This window comes from Pelosinus fermentans DSM 17108 (genome assembly GCF_000271485.2).
Lineage (GTDB): Bacteria > Bacillota > Negativicutes > DSM-13327 > DSM-13327 > Pelosinus > Pelosinus fermentans.
This window is the reverse complement of sequence record NZ_AKVN02000001.1, coordinates 2,674,621-2,696,032: the sequence shown is the minus strand read 5'-3', so window position 1 is coordinate 2,696,032 and position 21,412 is coordinate 2,674,621. Positions and strand designations below refer to the sequence as shown.

Annotated in this window: 29 protein-coding genes; all 29 read left to right on the top strand. The window is 35.8% G+C overall.

Annotated elements, in window-relative coordinates:
* The first annotated feature begins 10 nt into the window (after positions 1-10).
* The 29 genes from FR7_RS12505 (at position 11) to argR (ending at position 21,409) form a co-directional block, all read left to right on the top strand.
* Complete coding sequence (locus FR7_RS12505; RefSeq protein WP_007934027.1) at positions 11-610, top strand: O-methyltransferase; 600 nt, start codon at positions 11-13, stop codon at positions 608-610.
* Positions 607-1,836, top strand: a complete 1,230-nt coding sequence (locus tag FR7_RS12500; protein WP_007934028.1) for a peptidase U32 family protein — start codon at positions 607-609, stop codon at positions 1,834-1,836. Before FR7_RS12505 ends, FR7_RS12500 begins: the two co-directional genes overlap by 4 nt.
* A complete protein-coding gene (locus FR7_RS12495; protein WP_007934029.1) occupies positions 1,829-2,029 on the top strand; it encodes a DUF4911 domain-containing protein in 201 nt (66 codons plus the stop codon). Before FR7_RS12500 ends, FR7_RS12495 begins: the two co-directional genes overlap by 8 nt.
* Positions 2,030-2,090: 61 nt before the next feature.
* Positions 2,091-3,749 carry a peptidoglycan D,D-transpeptidase FtsI family protein gene (locus tag FR7_RS12490; RefSeq protein ID WP_007934030.1) on the top strand — a complete coding sequence of 553 codons (1,659 nt, stop codon included), beginning with the start codon at positions 2,091-2,093 and terminating at the stop codon, positions 3,747-3,749.
* 227 nt (positions 3,750-3,976) lie between these two features.
* Entirely contained in the window at positions 3,977-5,041 is a 1,065-nt protein-coding gene (locus FR7_RS12485; protein WP_337453690.1) for a M24 family metallopeptidase, read from the top strand.
* A 40-nt stretch (positions 5,042-5,081) separates the two neighbouring features.
* Positions 5,082-5,639, top strand: coding sequence for an elongation factor P (efp, locus tag FR7_RS12480; protein WP_007934032.1), 558 nt, complete (start codon positions 5,082-5,084; stop codon positions 5,637-5,639).
* 223 nt (positions 5,640-5,862) lie between these two features.
* Positions 5,863-6,303, top strand: a complete 441-nt coding sequence (locus tag FR7_RS12475) for a CD1247 N-terminal domain-containing protein (RefSeq protein ID WP_007934033.1) — start codon at positions 5,863-5,865, stop codon at positions 6,301-6,303.
* Between the two features lie 170 nt (positions 6,304-6,473).
* Positions 6,474-7,475, top strand: coding sequence for a stage III sporulation protein AA (gene spoIIIAA / locus FR7_RS12470; protein ID WP_007934036.1), 1,002 nt, complete (start codon positions 6,474-6,476; stop codon positions 7,473-7,475).
* Positions 7,469-7,987: a stage III sporulation protein SpoIIIAB gene (gene spoIIIAB / locus FR7_RS12465; protein ID WP_007934038.1), complete on the top strand. Its 519-nt coding sequence runs from the start codon at positions 7,469-7,471 to the stop codon at positions 7,985-7,987. The genes spoIIIAA and spoIIIAB overlap by 7 nt, the downstream gene beginning before the upstream one ends.
* Before the next feature lie 55 nt (positions 7,988-8,042).
* Entirely contained in the window at positions 8,043-8,240 is a 198-nt protein-coding gene (gene spoIIIAC, locus FR7_RS12460; protein WP_007934040.1) for a stage III sporulation protein AC, read from the top strand.
* Between the two features lie 12 nt (positions 8,241-8,252).
* On the top strand, positions 8,253-8,639 hold the full coding sequence (gene spoIIIAD, locus FR7_RS12455; protein ID WP_007934042.1) for a stage III sporulation protein AD: 387 nt from the start codon (positions 8,253-8,255) through the stop codon (positions 8,637-8,639).
* Between the two features lie 12 nt (positions 8,640-8,651).
* A complete protein-coding gene (gene spoIIIAE, locus FR7_RS12450; protein ID WP_007934043.1) occupies positions 8,652-9,812 on the top strand; it encodes a stage III sporulation protein AE in 1,161 nt (386 codons plus the stop codon).
* A gap of 19 nt (positions 9,813-9,831) precedes the next feature.
* The gene (gene spoIIIAF, locus FR7_RS12445; protein WP_007939282.1) at positions 9,832-10,428 is read left to right on the top strand and encodes a stage III sporulation protein AF; all 597 of its coding nucleotides are present in this window, start codon (positions 9,832-9,834) and stop codon (positions 10,426-10,428) included.
* Positions 10,429-10,441: 13 nt separating this feature from the next.
* On the top strand, positions 10,442-11,047 hold the full coding sequence (locus FR7_RS12440) for a hypothetical protein (protein ID WP_007934045.1): 606 nt from the start codon (positions 10,442-10,444) through the stop codon (positions 11,045-11,047).
* Between the two features lie 10 nt (positions 11,048-11,057).
* Positions 11,058-11,588: a SpoIIIAH-like family protein gene (locus FR7_RS12435; protein WP_007934046.1), complete on the top strand. Its 531-nt coding sequence runs from the start codon at positions 11,058-11,060 to the stop codon at positions 11,586-11,588.
* Between the two features lie 125 nt (positions 11,589-11,713).
* The gene (locus tag FR7_RS12430) at positions 11,714-12,115 is read left to right on the top strand and encodes an Asp23/Gls24 family envelope stress response protein (RefSeq protein WP_007934047.1); all 402 of its coding nucleotides are present in this window, start codon (positions 11,714-11,716) and stop codon (positions 12,113-12,115) included.
* Between the two features lie 38 nt (positions 12,116-12,153).
* Positions 12,154-12,696, top strand: coding sequence for an alkaline shock response membrane anchor protein AmaP (gene amaP, locus FR7_RS12425; RefSeq protein ID WP_007934052.1), 543 nt, complete (start codon positions 12,154-12,156; stop codon positions 12,694-12,696).
* Positions 12,697-12,736: 40 nt separating this feature from the next.
* Positions 12,737-12,967 carry a DUF2273 domain-containing protein gene (locus tag FR7_RS12420; protein ID WP_007934055.1) on the top strand — a complete coding sequence of 77 codons (231 nt, stop codon included), beginning with the start codon at positions 12,737-12,739 and terminating at the stop codon, positions 12,965-12,967.
* A 73-nt stretch (positions 12,968-13,040) separates the two neighbouring features.
* On the top strand, positions 13,041-13,445 hold the full coding sequence (gene nusB, locus FR7_RS12415) for a transcription antitermination factor NusB (protein WP_007934056.1): 405 nt from the start codon (positions 13,041-13,043) through the stop codon (positions 13,443-13,445).
* Between the two features lie 117 nt (positions 13,446-13,562).
* On the top strand, positions 13,563-13,700 hold the full coding sequence (locus FR7_RS23870; RefSeq protein ID WP_007934057.1) for a hypothetical protein: 138 nt from the start codon (positions 13,563-13,565) through the stop codon (positions 13,698-13,700).
* Positions 13,701-13,826: 126 nt separating this feature from the next.
* Positions 13,827-15,041 carry an exodeoxyribonuclease VII large subunit gene (gene xseA, locus FR7_RS12410; RefSeq protein WP_007934058.1) on the top strand — a complete coding sequence of 405 codons (1,215 nt, stop codon included), beginning with the start codon at positions 13,827-13,829 and terminating at the stop codon, positions 15,039-15,041.
* Positions 15,028-15,294, top strand: a complete 267-nt coding sequence (xseB, locus tag FR7_RS12405; protein ID WP_007934059.1) for an exodeoxyribonuclease VII small subunit — start codon at positions 15,028-15,030, stop codon at positions 15,292-15,294. Before xseA ends, xseB begins: the two co-directional genes overlap by 14 nt.
* Entirely contained in the window at positions 15,288-16,166 is an 879-nt protein-coding gene (locus FR7_RS12400; RefSeq protein ID WP_007934060.1) for a polyprenyl synthetase family protein, read from the top strand. Before xseB ends, FR7_RS12400 begins: the two co-directional genes overlap by 7 nt.
* A 10-nt stretch (positions 16,167-16,176) precedes the next feature.
* Positions 16,177-16,635 (top strand): divergent PAP2 family protein, encoded by a 459-nt coding sequence (locus FR7_RS12395; RefSeq protein ID WP_007934061.1) that lies wholly within the window; start codon positions 16,177-16,179, stop codon positions 16,633-16,635.
* Positions 16,636-16,708: 73 nt separating this feature from the next.
* Positions 16,709-18,598 (top strand): 1-deoxy-D-xylulose-5-phosphate synthase, encoded by a 1,890-nt coding sequence (gene dxs, locus FR7_RS12390; protein WP_007934062.1) that lies wholly within the window; start codon positions 16,709-16,711, stop codon positions 18,596-18,598.
* On the top strand, positions 18,598-19,410 hold the full coding sequence (locus FR7_RS12385) for a TlyA family RNA methyltransferase (RefSeq protein ID WP_007934063.1): 813 nt from the start codon (positions 18,598-18,600) through the stop codon (positions 19,408-19,410). The genes dxs and FR7_RS12385 overlap by 1 nt, the downstream gene beginning before the upstream one ends.
* A gap of 119 nt (positions 19,411-19,529) precedes the next feature.
* A complete protein-coding gene (locus FR7_RS12380) occupies positions 19,530-20,399 on the top strand; it encodes an NAD(+)/NADH kinase (protein ID WP_007934065.1) in 870 nt (289 codons plus the stop codon).
* Positions 20,386-20,979, top strand: a complete 594-nt coding sequence (gene mnmM / locus FR7_RS12375) for a tRNA 5-(aminomethyl)-2-thiouridylate-methyltransferase MnmM (RefSeq protein WP_007934067.1) — start codon at positions 20,386-20,388, stop codon at positions 20,977-20,979. The genes FR7_RS12380 and mnmM overlap by 14 nt, the downstream gene beginning before the upstream one ends.
* Positions 20,957-21,409 carry an arginine repressor gene (argR, locus tag FR7_RS12370; protein WP_007934069.1) on the top strand — a complete coding sequence of 151 codons (453 nt, stop codon included), beginning with the start codon at positions 20,957-20,959 and terminating at the stop codon, positions 21,407-21,409. The genes mnmM and argR overlap by 23 nt, the downstream gene beginning before the upstream one ends.
* The last annotated feature ends 3 nt before the right edge of the window (positions 21,410-21,412 follow it).

Sequence of the window (21,412 nt, the reverse complement as noted above, 5' to 3'; positions counted from 1 at the left end):
GGGTGATATATTGGACTTGTTTAAAGAAATAGAAGAATATGCTGCTGAATACAATATACCAATTATTAATAAGATAAGCAGTAACAGATTAATTGATGTTGTAAAAAAGAATAAACCAAAATCAATTTTAGAAATAGGCACTGCGATTGGTTATTCAGCTTTGCTTATGGCTCATTATATGCCTGAAGATGGTAAAATTATTACAATTGAACAAGATGCTGCTCGTATTGATATTGCCTATAATTATATCGCTAGAGCTGGTAAGAGCGAACAAATTCAACTTTTAGATGGAGATGCCGGTACTATTTTATCACAGCTTGAAGAAACATTTGATATGGTATTTATCGATGCAGCTAAAGCGCAGTATCTTGATTATTTATGCAAAATCATAGATAAACTTTCTAGTGGTGCCGTTGTGATAGCGGATAATGTATTGTTTCGGGGGATGGTCATGAGTGAAGATCCTCCCTTGCGGCGCTATAAAACAATTGTTAAGCGTTTAAAAGAATATTTACAATTTGTGAATACAGATCCGAGATTTTCTACTACGATTCATTATGAGGGTGACGGCGTAGCTATTTCTTATTATCAAGGAGCGAATAAAAAGTGAAAAAACCCGAACTTTTAGCACCAGCAGGCAATCTTGAGAAACTCAAGATGGCTCTTTTATATGGTGCAGATGCAGTTTTTATGGCAGGAAAGTCTTTTGGATTGCGAGCATTTAGTGACAACTTTACAGAAGATGAACTTAAAAAAGGAGTTGAATTTGCTCATAGTTTGCAAAAAAAAGCATATGTAACGGTAAATATATTTCCTCATAATGAAGATTTACCCGCATTGCCAGATTATATTCGATATTTGTCTGATTGTCATGTCGATGCAGTTATTGTTGCAGATTTAGGTGTATATCGCATGATCCGAAAAGTTGCACCTAATCTGCCCATCCATATCAGTACCCAAGCTAATAATACCAATTGGTCATCAGTACTGTTTTGGCAGGAATTGGGGGTTCATCGAGTAGTATTAGCTAGGGAGCTGTCATTAGCAGATATTACTGTAATTCGTGATAAAGTTACTATTGAACTGGAAGCCTTTATTCACGGAGCTATGTGTATTTCTTATTCGGGACGTTGTTTGATGAGCAATTATTTTACAGATCGTGATGCAAATCGAGGTCAATGTGCCCAACCCTGTCGTTGGAAATTTAACTTAGTGGAAGAAAAACGTCCAGGAGAATATTATCCTGTTATGGAGGATGAGCGCGGAACATACATCTTCAACTCAAAAGATTTATGCTTACTCCCTCATATTCCAGAATTAATTGATAGTGGTTTAGATAGTTTTAAGGTAGAAGGACGTATGAAAAGTGTACATTATGCAGCTACTGTCATTAAGGTATATCGGGAAGCTATTGATGCTTATGTCAAAGACCCAGAGCATTACAGTGTTAAGGCTGAATGGCTGGAAGAATTGCAGAAAATTTCTCATCGTGCTTATACCAGTGGATTCTATTTCAACAAAGCAACCCAAGAAGATCAGATCTATGGAACTTCCTCTTATGAACAAACTTTTGATTTTATAGGTTTAGTTAAAAGCTATGATCCAGCAACTAAAATGGCTACTATTGAGCAACGTAACAATTTAAAAGTCGGACAGGAAATAGAAATTATGCAACCGGGAAAACCTAATTTTAACCAGGTAATTACTGAAATGTTCGACATCGAAGATAAGAGCATCAGTACCGCACCTCACCCTCAACAACTTTTTAAGATGCGAATGTGCCAAGAAGTAGTAGAATACGCAATGTTACGACGCGAGGTACAAAAGAATGCGTGAGGAAATTTTGATTCGTCTTGATGTAAAACATATTAATTATCTAAATCGCATTATGGAAGGTTATGAATATTTTGGGGTGGTGACAACAGTAAAAGATACGATAGGGGTATTGCGTATTCGTGTTACGCCTGACACGTGTAAAGAGGTGCAGGATATTTTAGCAAATCTTCCGATTGATTTTGATTATGTATAGATTAGTGATAAAAAAATAATAATTTTGCCAAGCAATGCCATACTATCATTGAGGTGATCGTATGGCATTGCAAATTTTACGCATTTATAAGTTGTTAATTTTCTTTATGCTCTTTGGCAGCTTATTGATTATACGTTTATTCTATTTGCAAGTTATTGAAAATGATAACTTAGTAACGCAGAGTTTGAGTATGCGTATTCAGGAAGTACCTATTGAGGTTGCGCGAGGAGAAATTGTAGATCGAAATGGCTTACCATTAACAAATACAGAGCAGCATTATAAAATTGCTGTTTTTCCTGGACAAATTCTAAATGCAGCAATGGCTGCCAAACAATTATCCGAATTAACGGGAATCGCAGAACCGATTCTTTTTTCGCAAATTACAGAAAATCATCGACCATTTAAAATAAAGAATAAAATTGATGCTGCCATGGGAGAAAAAATAAATAAGGCACTCATTCCAGGAGTTGTGATAGTAGCAGAGAAAGTTAGATATGGATATCTTCCTTTGGCTGCACATATTAAAGGTTATATTAATCTTGCAGATAATCAAGGAGTTAGCGGCATCGAAGGCATGTATGATGATATATTAAGAGGCAATCAGCCAGAATATGCAGCTGCACTAGTGGATGCGGGGCAACAGATTATTCCAGGACTTGGCTATAAGAGATTACGATTATCAAGCCATTCCGACCCAAGTAATGTAGTATTAACCTTAGATAAACAAATTCAAAAAGCGGTAGAAAATATAGTAGACAAGCATGGTATCAAGGGAGCAGTAGTAGTATTGCGTCCTACTACAGGTGAAATATTGGCTATGGCTTCAAGACCCAATTTCAATGCAAATCATCTTGAGGAGTATTTAAATCAAAGCAGCGCACCTTTATTAAATCGAGCTATATCACCCTATCAGCCTGGATCTGTATTTAAGTTGGTAACAGCAGCTGCTGCGTTAGAACAAGAAAGTATACAGCCGGAGGATATATTTTTTGATCCAGGATATATTGAAGTTGATCATCTACGCTTTAATGGATGGGATTATGATAAGGGGGGGCGTGGTCAAATAACTTTTAAAGAAGCATTGGCATATTCTAGTAATCCTGTTTTTATTGAAGTGGGCTTAAAAATAGGCGCAGAATCCTTAATTTCTTACGCACAAAAATTTGGCTTTGGTCATAAGACGAGTATAGATTTTAATGATGAGGCAGAAGGCTATTTACCACCATCTGATAATCTTTATTCAGGTGAACTTGCCAATTTAGCTATCGGTCAGGGAAAATTAGAGGCAACGCCTCTACAGATTGCTTCCATGATAGCTACCATTGCTAATGATGGTATAAAAGTGGCACCTTATGTTGTTAGTAAACTGACAAATGCTGATGGTGTAGTTATAAAAACATACGATTCTCCTCCAGGGATTCGAATTTTATCTTCAAAAACTGCCGTACAAATTCAAGATATGATGATGGCTGTCACTCGTTATGGTACAGGTCAGGCAGCTTATGTTGAAGGAATTGGATCGGCGGGTAAAACGGGATCAGCCGAAACTGGAAGAAAAAATGCAGATGGACAGAGCATCAACCACGCATGGTTTGCTGGTTATGCCCCAATAAAGAATCCTCAATATGCGGTAGTTATTTTCGTTGAAGAAGGTATGTCAGGTAGTGATATCGCTGCGCCCATGTTTTATGAAATTATAAAAGAGATCACCAAGTTGTGATAGCGTAGCATAACGTTAATTGGCATACAAAGAACTAGGCAATAAATTAAATTTATGATAAAATATAAAAGATAATGAATTCTTATACTAAGGCTGTGATATGATGAGAGTAAAAAGGCCTTGTGTTTTGGCTATTTATGAACCGAATCGTTTTTGCTTATGGTCAAGACATAGTTATCTTTTGGCATTGGAGGCAGTTGCTGATCCAATTAGCAGCGCGAGTTAATATGGAAAAAAGATTAATAAAGCTTCATAAGTTTATGAACGAACATAAATTAGAATGCATGTTGATTCAGAAGCCAGAGAATAGACACTATTTCAGTGGATTCAGCGGTTCGGCAGGTATATTGTTAATTTCTAATCATTCTAATCTCTTATTAACTGATTTTCGATATATTGAGCAAGCTACTATGCAAGCTGCGCAATATGAAATTGTACGTTACCATACTATTGGTAAGACTTTGACGGAAATGATCAACAAGCTAGGAGTTTCTCAAATTGGTTTTGAAAGTGACTTTGTTACCTATGATGGGTATCAAGAACTAATTAACAACTTGCATTCTGTTAATCTAGTTCCTGTTCAATTGGATGCTTTGCGTATGGTAAAGGATGAAAGTGAAATTGCATTGATAAAAAAAGCCGTGAAAATTGCTGATAATGCTTTTTCTAGAATTGTATCTTTTATAAAGCCGGGTATGACTGAACAGGAAGTAGCTTTAGAATTAGAGTATTATATGCGAAAGTTTGGAGCAGAAAAACCAGCCTTTGATACTATTATGGCCTCTGGTAAGCGTGGAGCACTGCCTCATGGGAGAGCCTCTGAAAAAATAATTGAACTTGGTGATTTTGTAACGATGGATTTTGGTGCGGTATATCATGGATACCATTCTGATATTACTCGCACTATTTGCATGGGAAAAGCTACAGCTAAACAAAAAGAAATTTATGAAATTGTTTTGGCTGCCCAATTAGCTGGGGTGCAGGCTGTTGCCCCAGGAAGAATTGGCAAAGATGTTGATACCGTATCCAGAAATATCATTATAGATGCTGGTTTTGGTGAATTCTTCGGACATGGATTAGGGCATGGGCTAGGTCTTAATATCCATGAAGATCCGAGGCTTTCTCCTGCTAATATACATACTGTTTTATTGAGAAATATGGTAGTAACAGTTGAACCAGGAATTTACCTGCCTGATTGGGGCGGAGTGCGCATTGAAGACACTGTTTTAGTTAGTGATGAAGGGTGTCAAATATTGACGGCTAGTAATAAGCAGTTAATAGAGTTATATTAAATTCTTTACTTTTATTAAATGGGATTGTGGAGGTAATAAAATGATATCAAGTAGTGATTTTCGTACAGGAGCAACAATTGAAATTGATAATAATGTTTGGCAAATAGTGGATTTTCAGCATGTAAAACCAGGTAAAGGTGCTGCTTTTGTACGTACGAAAATGAAAAACGTACGTACTGGTGCAGTGGTTGAGCGTACCTTTAATCCGGGAGAAAAATTTCCCAAGGCTCATGTGGATCGTCGTGAAATGCAATATTTGTATGAGAGCGATGGAAATTATAATTTCATGGATAATGAAAATTATGAACAGAGTGAATTAACATCTGATCAGTTAGGTGATGCAGTAAAATATCTTAAAGAAAATATGAATATTAGCATCATGTTTTTTCAAGGAACGGTAATTGGTGTTGAGTTACCTGTTGCAGTTGAGCTAACAGTTGTTGAAACAGATCCTGGTATTCGTGGAGATACAGCTACTGGTGGTACTAAACCAGCAAAAATGGAATCTGGCTGTGTAGTGCGTGTACCGTTATTTATTAACATTGGTGACGTTTTGAGAGTAGATACTCGCACAGGAGAGTATCTAGAAAGAGCATAAAGCGGGAAAACCATTAAGGTTTCGTTCATTGAATTAAAAAAGAAACTGTACTCTTTCTTAAGTGAAGAATGCAGTTTCTTTTTTTATTCAAGAGAATAAATAGTTGTATAAAAATAATTTAAAGAAGCAAGATGATAGTTTAAAACAGCAAGAATGAACTATTTAAAAAATGGGTATAATGACAATATCGTAATAACTATACTTTAGAGGGGGCTTTATGTCTATGGGAAATATTAAAGAACGAGTAGCTTATTTACAAGGATTAACACAAGGGCTTAATGTCAATGAGCGTTCGGCTGAAGGGAAGTTGTTAATAAATATTATAGATGTACTTGATGATATGGCAGAAGAATTTAATAATATTCAAATGGTACAAGAGGATTTAGAAACATATATAGAAAGTATGGATGATGATTTAACAGATTTAGAAGATGAAGTTTATGAAGACATTGATAACCAAGAATTAGTGGAAGTTCAATGTCCCTCCTGCCATGAAACAGTTAGCTTTGAATCTAGCTTATTAGAATCTGATGATGATCTGGAAGTTTCATGTCCCCATTGTGGTGACATCGTATATGATAGCACTTTAGAAATTGAAGTCAGCGATATGGATAATGGACAAGTCAATTCTGATTTTAGATATGGCATTCATCCAGGAATTTGATATTAAAACGTACACATAGTTTTCGGCGATGTAGCAAGAAGGACAAACCTTCTTGCTTTTTAATTTTTAATTATACCAACAATAAAAAATCTCAATATCTGAGATTTTTTTTATTGTTGGTATAATTTTCTTTTTGCACCATATCTATGTAAAGAAAGGAAGTAGCAGATATGACTGATAATAAAAATATTTTGATCAAAAAGATTTTAGAGCAATCAATTTATCCAGTTTTACCTGAACAGTTAATTGCCATGATTAGTGCCGTATCTCTAAAGTACCTGAAGGATTTGACAGAAATCCGTTTACGTATTAATCAACCCTTATTACTTGTTTTAGGAAATCAGGATATTACGGTAAATCCCATGGGAGAAGTTGTTGTGAATTCTAATGAAGCATACTTATGTAATCAAGATGATATTCAACGAACATTACAGCTTATGAGTAAGAATTCATTATATGCTTTTGAGCATCAACTAAGAATGGGCTTCTTAACAATTGATGGTGGACATAGAATTGGATTGACAGGACAAGCAATTATCGATGCTGGGGAGGTTAAAACACTAAAAAATATCAATGGTCTTAATATTCGTTTAGCAAGAGAAGTAAAAGGCTGTGCTGATCAAATTATACCCTATATTATTACAAAAGAAGGACAGGTTTTAAATACTTTAATTATTTCGCCGCCTCGTTGCGGCAAAACAACTATTTTGCGAGATTTAATTCGGCAAATTAGTATGGGATCTAAAATATATAAAGGTTTACCGGTGGGGGTTGTTGACGAGCGCTCAGAAATAGCAGCCTGCAAAAGTGGTATTAGTACAGTTGATTTGGGCATCAGAACAGATGTACTTGACAATTGTCCCAAAGCAATGGGCATGCTTATGTTAATTCGTTCCATGTCACCTGCGGTTGTAGCTACTGATGAATTAGGAAGAGCCGAGGACATACATGCTGTACGTGAAGCTCTGAATGCTGGTGTAAGTGTAGTAACAACAGTTCACGGTAAAGACCTTAACGAATTATTACATAGGCCTTACATCGGAGAGCTGCTAGAAAATAAGTATTTTCATCGATATATTCTGCTAAGTGATTACCCTCGCGTTGGTACAATCAAGAAAATTATAGATAGCAGCAATAATAAAATCTTATGGGAAGGAGCAAAAATATGTTGAAATTGATAGGCAGCCTTTTAGTTTTGCTCGTAAGTTCATATATTGGATTTAAAATGGCATCCCGTTGTCAAGAAAGGCCTCGCCAGCTCAGACAGATCATAACTTGTGTTGGATCATTAAGATCCCATATAATTTATTCTTGTTTACCTTTACATGAAGCTATTGCAAATTCTACGAATGGTATATACGGACCAGTAGCAGAATTTTTTCAACAGGTTGCTAATTTATTAGAAAAGAATGCTTCCCTTACACCTCAAGAAATTATCAAAAAAGTGTTAAGGGAGATGGAAGGAAGTTTGATTTTAAAAAGGCCAGAAATTGAAGTACTCTATGTGCTAGGGGGAAATTTAGGCGTTATGAACTGTAAGGAACAAGAAAAATATCTTTCCTTAGTCATTGAGCAATTAGAACGATTTGAAAATGAGGCAACACGATTACGGGACCTCAATACAAAAATGTATAGATATTTGGGTATATGTGGAGGATTAGCGATTATAATTATTCTGGTTTGATATAAATATTTTCATTAAAAAAATTACATATAAGTGAGTGTGAAGGGGGAGAAAAATGGGCCTGGATATATTATTTAAAATTGCTGGTGTTGGAATTCTAGTTTCTGTTTTTCATACAGCACTAAAGCAGGCAGGTAAAGAAGATATGGCACATTTATGTACTTTGGCTGGATTTACTGTAGTCTTACTTTGGGTTGTACAATTATTGGGCAAGTTATTCAACACTGTACAGGACGTTTTTAAGCTATTTTAAGGGGTGCAGGGTGTGGAAATTATTCAAATAGTTGGGTTGGGGTTTATTGTAACTCTACTTATTTTAATCATTAAGCGAGAGAAACCTGAAATTGCTGTGCAGTTAAGTTTAACTTTAGCAAGTATTATTTTTCTGCTAATACTTACTAAAATAACAGTAGTGTTAAATCTATTTCGTGATATGGCGGAGAAGGCTAATATTAGTCAAATGTATTTAAATACTATTTTAAAGATTATTGGTATTGCTTATATTACAGAATTCGGTGCTCAGGTTTGTCGAGATGCGGGCGAAGGAGCCGTAGCAGGTAAGATTGAATTTGCTGGTAAAGTAATGGTGATGGTAATGGCCATTCCTATTATCGCTTTAGTAATGGATACTATTGTGAGATTGATTCCATAAGGTGGTATATAAATGAAAATCTTTGTATTAATTATAATCTTGTTGCTGGTCAATACCATAACTGTTATGGCTGTACCACTAAGTAGTTCTGAAATTGAGCAACAATTACTAGAAACCATCTCCACTGATCATGTGAATCAATTTATTAGTAAAGTAAATCAGGAGCTCAATGGCGATATACCTTTATTAACAAGTGACACTATTCATACAATAGCTGCAAATGGCATACATGTCAGTTGGCAAAATGTGTGGCAAGCACTGGTTCATAATTTCTTTCGTGAAGTTACGTTGAACACTCATTTAATGGGAAAACTATTATTTTTGGCTGTATTGTGTGCCGTTTTGAGAAATTTACAAAATTCATTTGAGCAATCAAGTATATCTATCTTATCGTATAGTGTTTGCTTTATTTTTATGTCATCGATTGCACTTACTGCATTTTATAATGCTTTAAAATTAGCTAGCCAAACAGTAGAATATATGGTTGGATTTATGGAATCTTTATTACCTCTTCTTATTTCCCTATTGGCGGGCGTAGGAGCTTTAACTTCTGCGAGTTTATTTACACCGTTAATGTTATTTGTCATAAGCAGCATGAGTGTGATTGTAAAAGACATCGTTTTACCATTGTTATTCCTAACTGCTGCCCTTGAATGCCTAAATTATTTATCAGATACATATCGTCTTAGTAATCTATCCGGCGTTTTAAAGCAGTTAAGCATGATTGTTCTTGGCTTTTCAATGGTAATCTTTATTGGTATTATTACCATTCAAGGTGCAGCAGGAAGCATTGCTGATGGCCTTGCTCTTCGGACTGCCAAATTTGCAACGGCAACCTTTATTCCGGTTGTGGGAAAGATGTTTGCTGATACTGTGGAACTCGTTATGGGAGCCTCTTTATTATTAAAAAATGCTGTCGGAATTTTTGGCGTTATCGTAGTATTTATGATTTGTGTCTTCCCTATTATTAAATTATTATCTTTAATCTTAGTTATAAAAATTTCTGGTGCATTAGTACAACCTTTAGGCGACGAAAAAATGGCAAAATGTCTTGATGCAATGGGAAATAATTTATTATTGGTTTTTGGTGCAGTATTAACAGTCGCACTAATGTTCTTTTTAGCTATTACTATGATTATTGCTGCAGGTAGCGCAGCTATGATGCTAAGGTAGGTGTGTTTTATTGCTTACAATGTTAACGGATTGGGTTAAAAATATTATTTTTGTTGTATTATTTGCTTCATTTCTCGAATTACTGTTACCAAGCAGTAGCATGCAACGCTTTGTAAGAGTAATTATGGGGTTATTTATAATGTTGGCAATATTGAATCCAATCATTGGTGCAGTGCAGCACTTAACCTCTAAAGATCAAATCCCTACTTTTGCTGCAAATTCTGGAGACTTAAATGTCATAGCAAGTGAAGTAAACCATGTTACTAATGATCGTAACGCTTTATCACTTGAACTATATAAAAAAGAATTAAGCCAACAAATCAGAATTTTAGTTATGGCGATGGATGGCGTGGCTGATGCGAATGTAGTGATAGAGATTAAGAAGGGCAATGCGAGTACGTTGTCAATGGGGGTTAGCAGTATTATCGTATATGTTAAACCTGGTATCTCTGCTAAAAGCGAAAAAATAGTAAGTATAGCAAAGGTTAAGATTGATAAAGAATTTAATAAAACAGAAGAAACATACACAGATTTAAAACAAAGAATTACAGACATGATCATGGAACTCTATCAGATTCCAAAAGAAAAGGTAGAAATAAAAATGTTGTATTCATAAAGGAGTGTTGAATATGAGTGGTATGGAAAGCTTTCTCACTTATACTAAAAAAATATGGCCTAAACAATTATTAAAAGATGGGGTTATAAATACGCGTTTAATTTGGCTAGGGCTTCTAGGTGTGATCTTATTGGTGATGGGAGGAGTGATTGATCGTCAAACTGTTAATCCTAATCCGAAGGTTAGCAATGAACCGTTAAAAGTACCTGCAGCAGTTAATCTTAGTTATGAAGAAGCCGTAGAGGGAAAGCTAACACATACGTTGTCTCAAGTAAAGGGGGCTGGAACTGTTGTTGTTAATATAACTTGGGAAAATAGTACCACTCAGGAACATGCCAGAAATATAACCAAGGAAAGCAAAATCATTCAAGAAAAAGATACTACTGGAGGAGTGCGCAGTACGACTGAAACAAAAGAAAGTACACAAATTCTAGTCAGTAAAGAAAATAATATGGATCGTCCAGTTCTTGTTAGAGAAATTAAGCCAATGATAAAAGGAGTGCTGGTTATTGCTGATGGTGCATATGATTCTAATATAAAGGCGATTTTAACAAAGGCAGTTGAAGCTGGCCTCGGTATTCCTTCTTACAAAATTACCGTATTAGCTCAAAAAAAGTGAGGAACATATTATGAAAATATTTACCTTCCACAAAAAAAATAGATATGTTGTATTTGCTGCCGTATTAATGGTTAGTATAGTTATAATGATGGTCATAGCCAATATTGAATCAATGCTGCAAGCAAAGGTCAATCATTCTAATGCTATGCAAGTTGCGACTATGAGCGTTGCAGATCCTCTTATACCAGCTAGCAGCCCCGATTTTTTTATCGAATATCGATTAGAAAGAGATAAAATTCGTAGTGAACGCTCGGATTTATTACGAGAAAGTATTAAAAATGCCAAAACGGATGATAGCAGAAACCAAGCACAAGATACTGTCTTGAAAATGATTGCAGAAAAACAAAAGGAAGCGGAAATGGAGAGTCTAATCAAATCCCGTGGCTTTGCAGATGCTTTAGTATTCGTAAGAGAAAATTCTGTAAGCGCAGTTATAAAAACCACTTCACTTTCTCAAGAAGAAGTTATTCAAATAGCTGATGTCATTACAAGGATATCAGGTGTAAAAGCCGAAAATATATCAATTAGTGCTAAACCTTAACATAAGTTTGAAATTTATTTAGTCCTAAATTGTAAAGAAGGAAAATATTTGTTATAATAATATAGTTATAGAAAAGTTATTACCTTGTCATATAGTATTATAATTTTTGGAATGGGGGGTTGTTAGTGGATAAACGAGAAGGCAATGAAAAGTTTGAAAACAATGATGTTGGGTCAATTCGAATTGCTGATGAAGTTGTAGGTATTATTGCTGGCATGGCAGCTACTGAAGTTTCCGGTGTAGCTGGAATGAGCGCTGGTTTAGTAGGCGGCATTGCAGAAATGCTTGGTAAAAAAAACTTAGCAAAAGGTGTTAAAGTAGAGGTTGGCGAGCGTGAAGCCGCAGTGGATTTATACATAATTGTAGAATATGGTGTACGTATACCTGATATAGCATTAAGAGTGCAGGAAAATGTAAAACGTGGTATTGAATCTATGACAGGATTAGATGTCGTAGAAGTAAACGTTCATGTTCAAGGTGTTGGATTTGGTCAAGACGGTAAAGAAGAAGATCTTCGTGTGCGTTAAAAGATATGTTGTAGCAGCCGCCTAGAAAGGAGTAGGGTATGGGAATTTTTGATCGTATCATCTTGTCTATTTACACATTGTTATTGGCACTTTTATCATTGGGCGTAGTGTTGCTATCTGTACGCCTTATTTCTTTGGAATGGGTTTGGACAGGCATTTTACATATTAACGGCCGATGGGAAGCCGGTTTGCTAGGGATGGTGTTTTTCTTGGTGAGTCTTCGATTATTATTGGCAGGAATTCGTACTCGCCGTATAAAAGATACGATTGTACATCATACAGATATGGGTGATGTACATATATCTCTTGAGGCCATAAAAAATTTAGTAGAGAAAACTGCGAGACACACGCGTGGTGTACGTGGAGTGAAAGTTCGTGTTAACCACCATGATGGGCAAGGATTAAAGGTTGTCTTAAAAGCTGTAATTAGTCCAGAAAATAATGTACCAAATGTTTCAGAAGAGTTGCAAAAGAAAGTACATGAATATATAAAAAATACAGTTGGAGTTCAACTGGTTGATGTTCAAATAATAGTTGAAAATATATCTAATGATTTTAAGAGTAAACAGCGTGTGGAATAACACAATATAACCGTGTTCTAGTAAAGAAAGGAGCAGGAATATGAAAACCGAATTACTAGCAGAAATATGGCAGCATCACAGCGGTAAGATCACAGGAATGTCTATAGGACTATTGGTTGGTGTATTTATTCTTGTATTTGGTTTTTTCAATACTATGTTTGTAATGATATGTATGATGGCAGGTTATATTGTCGGTAAGCGAATTGATGAGAAAGAGGATATTATGGATATATTAGGTAGGTTATTGCCTCCTGGATATCATCGACAATAGAGTGTATGGATAGAAATGTCGAATCATATAATAAGCAATACTTTAGAGTGAAGCATTAGAAAAGAGGTAATTTATGAGTCGTAGAAAAGCCCGGGAAATGGCACTTCAGACTTTATTTCAATTAGATTATAATAGTAAGGGTAAAGATGAAGCGTTAGAAATTGTGCTAAGTGAATATAGTAATATAGCTGAAAATACCAAAGAATATGCAGAAAATCTCGTTAGCGGTACGCAAGCACATATAACAGAAATTGATACTCTTATTGGTGAAATATCAAATGAATGGAAAATTGATCGTATGCCTGGAATTGACCGAAATATTGCTAGAATCGCTATTTACGAAATGCGTTTCGGCAATGAAGCATTACCGCCTAATGTAGTTATTAATGAAGCTGTTGAATTAGCCAAATTGTTTGGTACAGAGGAATCCAGCCGCTTTGTTAATGGCATCTTAGGGTCTTTAGTAAAGAAAAAGTAAGAAAAGTGGCTTACATATAAACTTCTATTTGCCCTTAAGGTATGGTTTCTTGGTACCATTCCATATTCCTTTGCATATGATACATAAAAAAATCATATGTGAAGGGAGGCTTTTATTTTGGGATATATATTATTAGGAGCAGCAATTGGTGCAACGATAGGCTATCTCATTCCTCCAGGGAGCTTTTTCTGGTTTATATTAGGTGCAGCTAGTGGATATATAGCACGTCCATATATCGATCAGCGCCGATATTGAAGGAGACTACCCAGACTTTTGTCTGGTTTTTTTTGTACTCTTGTTATATGATAAAGAAAGCTTAAGTTCCTATCTTCATCAAAATATTTTTAAACAATAAATTACATTTTCGGACAAAGGTGATTTATGAATATTTTTAGTGTAAGTGAAATTACAAAATATATAAAACAACTTTTTGAATATGATGCTAAAGTTAGTTCTGTATTCATACGTGGAGAAATATCAAATTTTAAGAAACATTACTCTGGTCATTGCTATTTTACGTTAAAAGATAGCAATGCTACAATTAAAGCTGTAATGTTTAAAAGTCGTGCCCAATTTTTAAAATTCGAACCTAAAGATGGTATGAAAATAATTGTTGGGGGACAAATAACAGTATTTGAGCGAGATGGGCAATACCAGTTATATGCGAATCAATTAGTACCCGACGGCATTGGAGAGTTAAGCTTGGCTTTTGCTCAGCTTAAAGAAAAACTAGAAAATGAAGGCTTATTTGCTGATGCGCTAAAAAAGGACTTGCCTGTATTGCCTAAAGTTGTAGGCATCCTTACCTCAGCTACAGGTGCAGTAATAAAAGATATTATGATCGTAGCAAAGCGGCGCCATCCAGGAATTGTATTGAAACTTTATCCTGTTCAGGTACAAGGACCAGAGGCACCTATGCAGATTGTACATGGAATTGAAGTCTTTAATGAGCTGAATAATGTAGACGTTATTATTGTTGGGCGTGGTGGTGGCTCTATTGAAGAATTATGGGCATTTAATGATGAAAGAGTAGTACGGGCCATTGTTGCATCAAAAATTCCTATTGTATCAGCGGTAGGTCATCAAACAGATTATACTTTGGCAGATTTTGCTGCTGACCGTAGAGCAGCTACTCCATCCCAGGCAGCAGAATTTGTTGTACCAGATGTTAGGGAATTGTATAAATATATATCAACATTGCACAATATGTTAGAAAGTAATATACGTAATGTATTACAACATCATTTCAGACGACTTGAACAAATTACTCTGAATAGAGTCTTTACTTATCCTTATGAAGTATTGGTAGATCGTCAGCAAGCCTTAGACAATTGTATGCAACGCTTAGAACAGGCAATAAAGGTAATTATTCGAGATAAAAAACATCTGTTTACAATTACTGCAGAAAAATTAGCGATGCTTAATCCTCTGGCTGTATTGGCGCGAGGTTATAGTATTGTACATACATTAGATGGTCAGGTGGTTAAAAGCACTGCTGCATTACAATCCGGCCAAAAGATTGAAATTGTGTTAAATCGAGGAAAGATAGAAGCTGAGATAATTCATATACAGGAGGAGCATCATGGTAAGAGCTAAGAAAAAAGAAGACCAGCATGAAAGTAGCTTTGAACAAGCTTTAGAAAAGCTAGAAGCTATTGTTAAACAATTAGAAAAAGGGGAACTGCCTTTAAATGAGTCTTTAGAACATTTTGCCGAAGGTATAAATTTATCAAAAAATTGTTTACAGAAATTAAATTTTGCAGAACAGCAAATTGATAAAATTTTATCAGAGGAAAAGGGGAAAATAATAGAAAGGCCTCTACAATTACAGGAGGACGGTTCATGTTAAAACAATATTGTCAAGAAAAAGGTAAGATTGTTGATCATGCATTGGCGGCATTTGTTCCTAGTGAAAATGTATATCCACCAAAGATTTTTGAAGCGATGCGCTATAGTTTATTTGCTGGTGGCAAACGATTGCGTCCTATTCTACTTATGGCTGCTGCAGATTCCATAGGTGGAAAAGGTAGTGATTATCTAAATGTAGCTTGTGGCTTAGAGATGATTCATACTTATTCATTAATTCACGATGATTTACCAGCAATGGATGATGATGATTATCGACGAGGAAAATTGACCAGTCATAAAGTTTTTGGTGAGGGCATGGCAATTTTAGCAGGTGATGGATTATTAACTGCAGCCTTTACGGTTATGCTTGCTCAACCTGGAGTTCAAGCAGATGTGTTAATAAAAGTAATTGGAGAAATCAGTAATGCAGCTGGTGCTTTGGGAATGATTGGAGGACAAGTAATTGATTTATCTTCCGAGGGAGAAAAGATTGACATTGATACTCTCAGTTATATGCACCAAGCGAAAACGGGAGCTTTATTTCAAGCGGCTGTAAGAGCCGGAGCGCAATTAGCCGGTGGAGCAGAGTGGCAGATTGCATCATTAACAGAATATGCTAAACAGTATGGTCTGGCTTTTCAGATTACAGATGATATTTTGGATGTCACAGGAACCCAGGAGAAAATTGGTAAACCTGTTGGAAGTGACGTTAAAAATCACAAAGCAACCTATGTAACCTTATATTCTTTAGGTAAGGCTCAAGATATGGCAAATCAAGCTGTAACTAATGCTCTACAAGCATTAAAGCAGTTCGGCCAGGAAGCAGATGTTCTAAGAGAGTTGGTAAGGGCTTTATTAACACGCGATAATTGAGGTGTTTATTGTGGCAGATTTCGTTGTTATCCTTGGACAAAATATTATATTGGCCACTGCTTTGTCTGCTTGGTTTTGTGCTCAGATACTCAAGACTTTGACATCTTATTGGAAACATGGTGCATTAAATTTTGAACGTTTAGTTGGAGCTGGCGGAATGCCTAGCTCTCATACAGCATTGGTTATGAGTTTGGCCTGGGCTGTAGGACTTCATGATGGTTTTACCTCTTCCTTATTTGCCGTGACCATTGTATTAGCAAGCATTGTAATGTATGATGCCGCTGGAGTACGCAGAGCTGCAGGAAAACAAGCGAAAGTGATAAATAAATTAGTACGTGAACTACGAGCAGAACATACGATTCGTGATATTCGATTAAAAGAATTATTAGGACACACTCCACTAGAAGTATTAGCAGGTGCGATACTAGGAATTTCAATAGCCTACGGTTTTAAGAATTTTGTAGGGTAATTACTGCAATAGTAAGAAAAATAATATTGTAAATTCATAGATTGTGGATTATGGGGAACGGGAGTTGTTACATTTGAAGACAATACTTGAGGGCATTGACAAGCCCCAAGATTTAAAAAAATTATCACATGAACAGATCAAGCTGCTGGCAGAGGAAATACGCCATTTTTTAATATGCTCTGTTTCAAAAACAGGAGGACATTTAGCGCCAAATTTAGGTGTCGTGGAATTAACTCTTGCAATACATAAAGTATTTAATAGTCCGATTGATAAAATCGTCTGGGATGTTGGGCATCAGTCCTATGTACATAAAGTTTTAACAGGCAGAAGAGATGGATTCGCCACGTTACGCCAATTTGGCGGTATTAGTGGCTTTCCGAAAATTAGTGAGAGTGTACATGATTTCTTTGGCACAGGGCATTCAAGTACTTCTATATCTGCTGCTTTGGGAATGGCGCTTGCCAGAGATATCGCAGGTGATAAAGAACATATACTGGCTGTTATCGGTGATGGTTCGCTAACTGGAGGACAGGCATATGAGGCATTGAACCATGCTGGTCACACAGGTACTAATATGATTGTTATACTTAATGATAATGAAATGTCAATTGCTAAAAATGTGGGTGCTATGTCAGAATATTTGTCCAAAATACGAACAGAACCTAAATATACAAAAATAAAGCAAGACATCGAATTCTTATTGCGCCGCATCCCTGCAATTGGTGAAAGTGTAGCAAAAACAGTAGAACGTGTTAAAGATAGTTTACGCTATTTATTAGTCCCTGGTGTTCTTTTTGAAGAATTGGGATTTAATTATATTGGGCCCATCGATGGACATAATTTTCAACTATTGAGCGAAGTACTAGAAAAAGCTAAAAAAATGCAGGGACCAATACTCATTCATGTTCTTACTTGCAAAGGAAAGGGATATAAACCTGCCGAATGTAATCCTGATAAATTTCATGGTGTTGGTCCCTATTGTATTGAATCTGGCGAAGTTATAAAAAATGGGAATACGCCAACCTACACTGCTATCTTTGGCGATACACTACTTCATTTAGCCAAACAGGATAAGCGGATTGTTGCAATAACAGCTGCAATGCCAGAAGGAACAGGACTTAAAAAATTTGCAGCTGAGTTTCCCAAACGTTTCTTTGATGTAGGTATTGCGGAACAAAATGCTGTTACTATGGCAGCGGGTATGGCTACCAAAGGAATGAGACCAGTCGTAGCTTTGTATTCTACCTTTGCTCAAAGGGCATATGATCAAATCTTACATGATATTTGCTTGCAAAAACTTCCTGTATTATTTGCTTTAGATCGTGCTGGAATCGTAGGTGAGGATGGGCCGACGCATCATGGACTATTTGATTATAGCTATCTACGGCATATTCCTAATCTAACAATTATGGCACCTAAAGATGAAAATGAATTACGGCATATGGTATTCACTGCCCTTAATACGAATGGACCCGTAGCAATTCGTTATCCTAGAGGAAATGGGTTAGGCGTGCCGATTGATCAATCATTGCAGCAACTTACGATTGGCGTTGCAGATGAAGTGAAGAATGGTACAAATATGGCTTTTTTAGCAGTTGGTTCTATGGTTGAAACCTGTATAGAAGCAAGAGAAATTTTAGCTTCAGAAGGTATATTGGCAAGTGTGATAAATGCTAGATTTATAAAGCCGCTAGATGAGCAGATGATACGAAAGGTATGTAAAAATGTTGGAATCATCATTACAGTTGAAGAAAATATTTTAGCTGGTGGTTTTGGTTCTAGTGTATTGGAATATATACATGATCAAAACATTGATGGTGTAAATGTTTTACGGTTAGGATTTCCGGATCAATTTATTGAACAAGGTGCGCGCAAACAAATTTTAGAAAAATATGGATTACATGCAGCTGGCATTGCTTCTGCTGCAAAATCATATATCCAAAAAATTAAGGTGCGATGCTAATGAGTAAAATCAATAAAGAACGATTAGACGTTTTATTACTACATAAAGGTTTAGTTTCCAGTCGGGAAAGAGCTAAATCCTGTATCATGGCAGGCTTAGTTTTTGTTGATGGACAAAAGGTAGATAAAGCAGGCACTTTAGTACCCGTTGAAAGTAAGATACTGATCACAGGAGATAATATTGGCTATGTTAGCCGAGGTGGTTTGAAGCTTGCTAAAGCTTTGGAGTATTTCAATATAAATCTTAAAGACAAGATTATGGCTGATATTGGTGCTTCAACTGGCGGATTTACAGACTGTGCATTGAAGAATGGGATTCAGAAAGTGTATGCTGTTGATGTTGGATATGGACAATTAGCATGGTCTCTCCGAACGGATAGTCGAGTCATTAACATGGAGCGTACTAATATTCGAAATGTTACTTTAGAGCAGTTAGGAGAAACCTTAGACTTTGTTTCCATTGATGTAGCATTTATATCTTTAAATAAAGTGCTGCCGATTATCAAAACGTTATTGTCTTCAGCTGGTGCCGTCGTTGCTTTGATTAAACCACAATTTGAAGCTGGACGTGAAAAAGTTGGAAAAAAAGGAGTCGTTAAAGACCCGTTAGTGCATAAGGAAGTTATTTTTAATATTATTGAGCATGCATGTAATATTGGTTTTATACCTCTTGGCCTTACCTATTCACCTGTAAAAGGACCTGAAGGAAACATAGAATATCTTGTTTACTTAGCAAATTTTCCAGCAGAGATAAACGTTACGATTGAGACAATTGAAGAGGTTGTAAAAGAAGCTCATGCTAATGCAGTATAAAAATAAAGAATGTAACAGAGGAATTGACCATTTATAGGTGAATTCTATATAGATATACATTAGGGCAGGCGATTTTATATCACCTGCCTGTGGTGTACTTAATTAATGGGGGATTGCTTGTGTTAACAGTAGGTCTATTTCCTAATATTAATAAACAAAGTGTTGTCACCGTACTGATCCAGGTGATACAGTATTTGCAGAAACATAATGTGCAAATAGTATTACTAAAAGATGTTGCGGAGAAAATCGGCTATCCAGAACTAGGCTGCAGCCAGCAAGACATGATAAATAAAATAACTGTAGGCTTAACGATAGGTGGAGATGGGACATTATTAAATACTGCAAGAGAAATTTCTGCTATGGGTATACCTCTTTGTGGAGTTAATATGGGCAGGCTTGGATTCTTAACAGAGATAGAACTTCCTGATTTGGATGCGTCTTTAGATAAGCTTATTAAAGGAGAGTATCAAATTGAAGAACATTTAATGTTAGATGCAATGATTCTTCGACATAATAGACTCATTCATGTATCGTCTGCTCTTAATGATGTTGTTATAAGTAAAAGTGGTGTCTCACGCATGATTAAGTTTAACGTATCTTTAGATAATGTATTAACAGCAAATTATGCTGCTGATGGTTTAATTATTGCTACAGCTACTGGCTCTACAGGATATTCTTTATCCGCTGGCGGTCCGATCATTAATCCATTATTAAAAGTTATGGTGTTAACACCTATTTGTTCTCATACATTGCATGTTAGACCATTAGTTGTTTCTGAAAAAGAAGAAATTAAAGTTGAGATGACAGGGAGCCAGGAAGATGTCGTTCTAACTATTGATGGGCAAACGGTATATAGTTTAATCGCAAATGATACAGTACTAATAACACGATCTCCTTTTAGTGCTCAATTTATACGTTTGAATAATAGAAGTTATTACGAGACCTTACGGATAAAATTGTGGCGGAGTGAAAAAAATGCAAACCTTTAATGCTATAAAATTGGCACAACAATTATTAATTGATAAAGTAATTATGTCTAAATTTTTAGTAGATACTACAGCTGGTAATGGAAAAGATTCTTTATTCCTAGCACAGAACTCACCTATAGATGCGATGGTTTGGAGTTTTGATATTCAACAGACAGCAATTTTAAAAACAAAAGAATTATTGTCGAAATATAGTTTAGATGATAAAGTAAAATTGATAACAGACAGTCATGCAAATATAGATCAGCATATTAATGGAAAAATTGATGTAGCTATGTTTAATTTAGGGTATTTACCTAATGCCCAGCACAAGATTACAACGCAATGTCAATCTACAATAACAGCTTTACAAAAGATACTAGGCTTACTCTCTATAGAAGGGGTAATTTCTATTATAGCTTACTCTGGTCATCAGGAAGGATATCTGGAAAGCAAAGCAGTAGAGGAATTACTCACAACATTGCCTTCAAATATCTTTACGGTTGGCTGTTGGTCAATGATAAATCATAATAATAACCCGCCAATATTATATATAGTTGAAAAAATGAGGGGGGAAGCATATGAAAGTGCGGCGCCACAGTAAGATTAAAGAGATTATTGAAGATAATGTGATTGAAACTCAAGAAGAATTAGCTGTCGCATTACGTAAACAAGAAATTGAAGTCACTCAGGCTACGGTGTCGAGGGATATTAAAGAATTAATGCTTATTAAGGTGCCTGCAGGTGATGGACGCTATCGCTATGCTTTTCCTGTAGAACAAAATGCTGCATTTTTGCAACCTCGTATGGAACGTATTTTTCAGGACTCTGTTGTTGATATCGACTATAGTGAAAATATTATTGTTATAAAAACCTTGCCTGGAACTGCTCAAGCAGTTGCTGCGGCCATTGATAATACAAAATGGCCTGATATTATTGGTACAGTAGCCGGTGATGATAATATTTTGGTTGTTGTTAAACCGACTGATGCTGTACCTAAGGTAATTGCAAAATTGCAGACATTATCACAGTAGTGT

Bases quoted from the DNA above. Each gene is read 5' to 3' on its own strand.
- nusB (WP_007934056.1), top strand. From the start codon at position 13,041: ATGAGTCGTAGAAAAGCCCGGGAAATGGCACTTCAGACTTTATTTCAA.
- spoIIIAE (WP_007934043.1), top strand. From the start codon at position 8,652: ATGAAAATCTTTGTATTAATTATAATCTTGTTGCTGGTCAATACCATA.
- FR7_RS12440 (WP_007934045.1), top strand. From the start codon at position 10,442: ATGAGTGGTATGGAAAGCTTTCTCACTTATACTAAAAAAATATGGCCT.
- FR7_RS12400 (WP_007934060.1), top strand. From the start codon at position 15,288: ATGTTAAAACAATATTGTCAAGAAAAAGGTAAGATTGTTGATCATGCA.
- spoIIIAF (WP_007939282.1), top strand. From the start codon at position 9,832: ATGTTAACGGATTGGGTTAAAAATATTATTTTTGTTGTATTATTTGCT.
- xseB (WP_007934059.1), top strand. From the start codon at position 15,028: ATGGTAAGAGCTAAGAAAAAAGAAGACCAGCATGAAAGTAGCTTTGAA.
- efp (WP_007934032.1), top strand. From the start codon at position 5,082: ATGATATCAAGTAGTGATTTTCGTACAGGAGCAACAATTGAAATTGAT.
- argR (WP_007934069.1), top strand. From the start codon at position 20,957: ATGAAAGTGCGGCGCCACAGTAAGATTAAAGAGATTATTGAAGATAAT.
- FR7_RS12475 (WP_007934033.1), top strand. From the start codon at position 5,863: ATGGGAAATATTAAAGAACGAGTAGCTTATTTACAAGGATTAACACAA.
- spoIIIAC (WP_007934040.1), top strand. From the start codon at position 8,043: ATGGGCCTGGATATATTATTTAAAATTGCTGGTGTTGGAATTCTAGTT.
- FR7_RS12495 (WP_007934029.1), top strand. From the start codon at position 1,829: ATGCGTGAGGAAATTTTGATTCGTCTTGATGTAAAACATATTAATTAT.
- FR7_RS12490 (WP_007934030.1), top strand. From the start codon at position 2,091: ATGGCATTGCAAATTTTACGCATTTATAAGTTGTTAATTTTCTTTATG.
- FR7_RS12485 (WP_337453690.1), top strand. From the start codon at position 3,977: ATGGAAAAAAGATTAATAAAGCTTCATAAGTTTATGAACGAACATAAA.
- mnmM (WP_007934067.1), top strand. From the start codon at position 20,386: ATGCAAACCTTTAATGCTATAAAATTGGCACAACAATTATTAATTGAT.
- spoIIIAB (WP_007934038.1), top strand. From the start codon at position 7,469: ATGTTGAAATTGATAGGCAGCCTTTTAGTTTTGCTCGTAAGTTCATAT.
- FR7_RS12385 (WP_007934063.1), top strand. From the start codon at position 18,598: ATGAGTAAAATCAATAAAGAACGATTAGACGTTTTATTACTACATAAA.
- amaP (WP_007934052.1), top strand. From the start codon at position 12,154: ATGGGAATTTTTGATCGTATCATCTTGTCTATTTACACATTGTTATTG.
- FR7_RS12435 (WP_007934046.1), top strand. From the start codon at position 11,058: ATGAAAATATTTACCTTCCACAAAAAAAATAGATATGTTGTATTTGCT.
- spoIIIAA (WP_007934036.1), top strand. From the start codon at position 6,474: ATGACTGATAATAAAAATATTTTGATCAAAAAGATTTTAGAGCAATCA.
- xseA (WP_007934058.1), top strand. From the start codon at position 13,827: ATGAATATTTTTAGTGTAAGTGAAATTACAAAATATATAAAACAACTT.
- FR7_RS12420 (WP_007934055.1), top strand. From the start codon at position 12,737: ATGAAAACCGAATTACTAGCAGAAATATGGCAGCATCACAGCGGTAAG.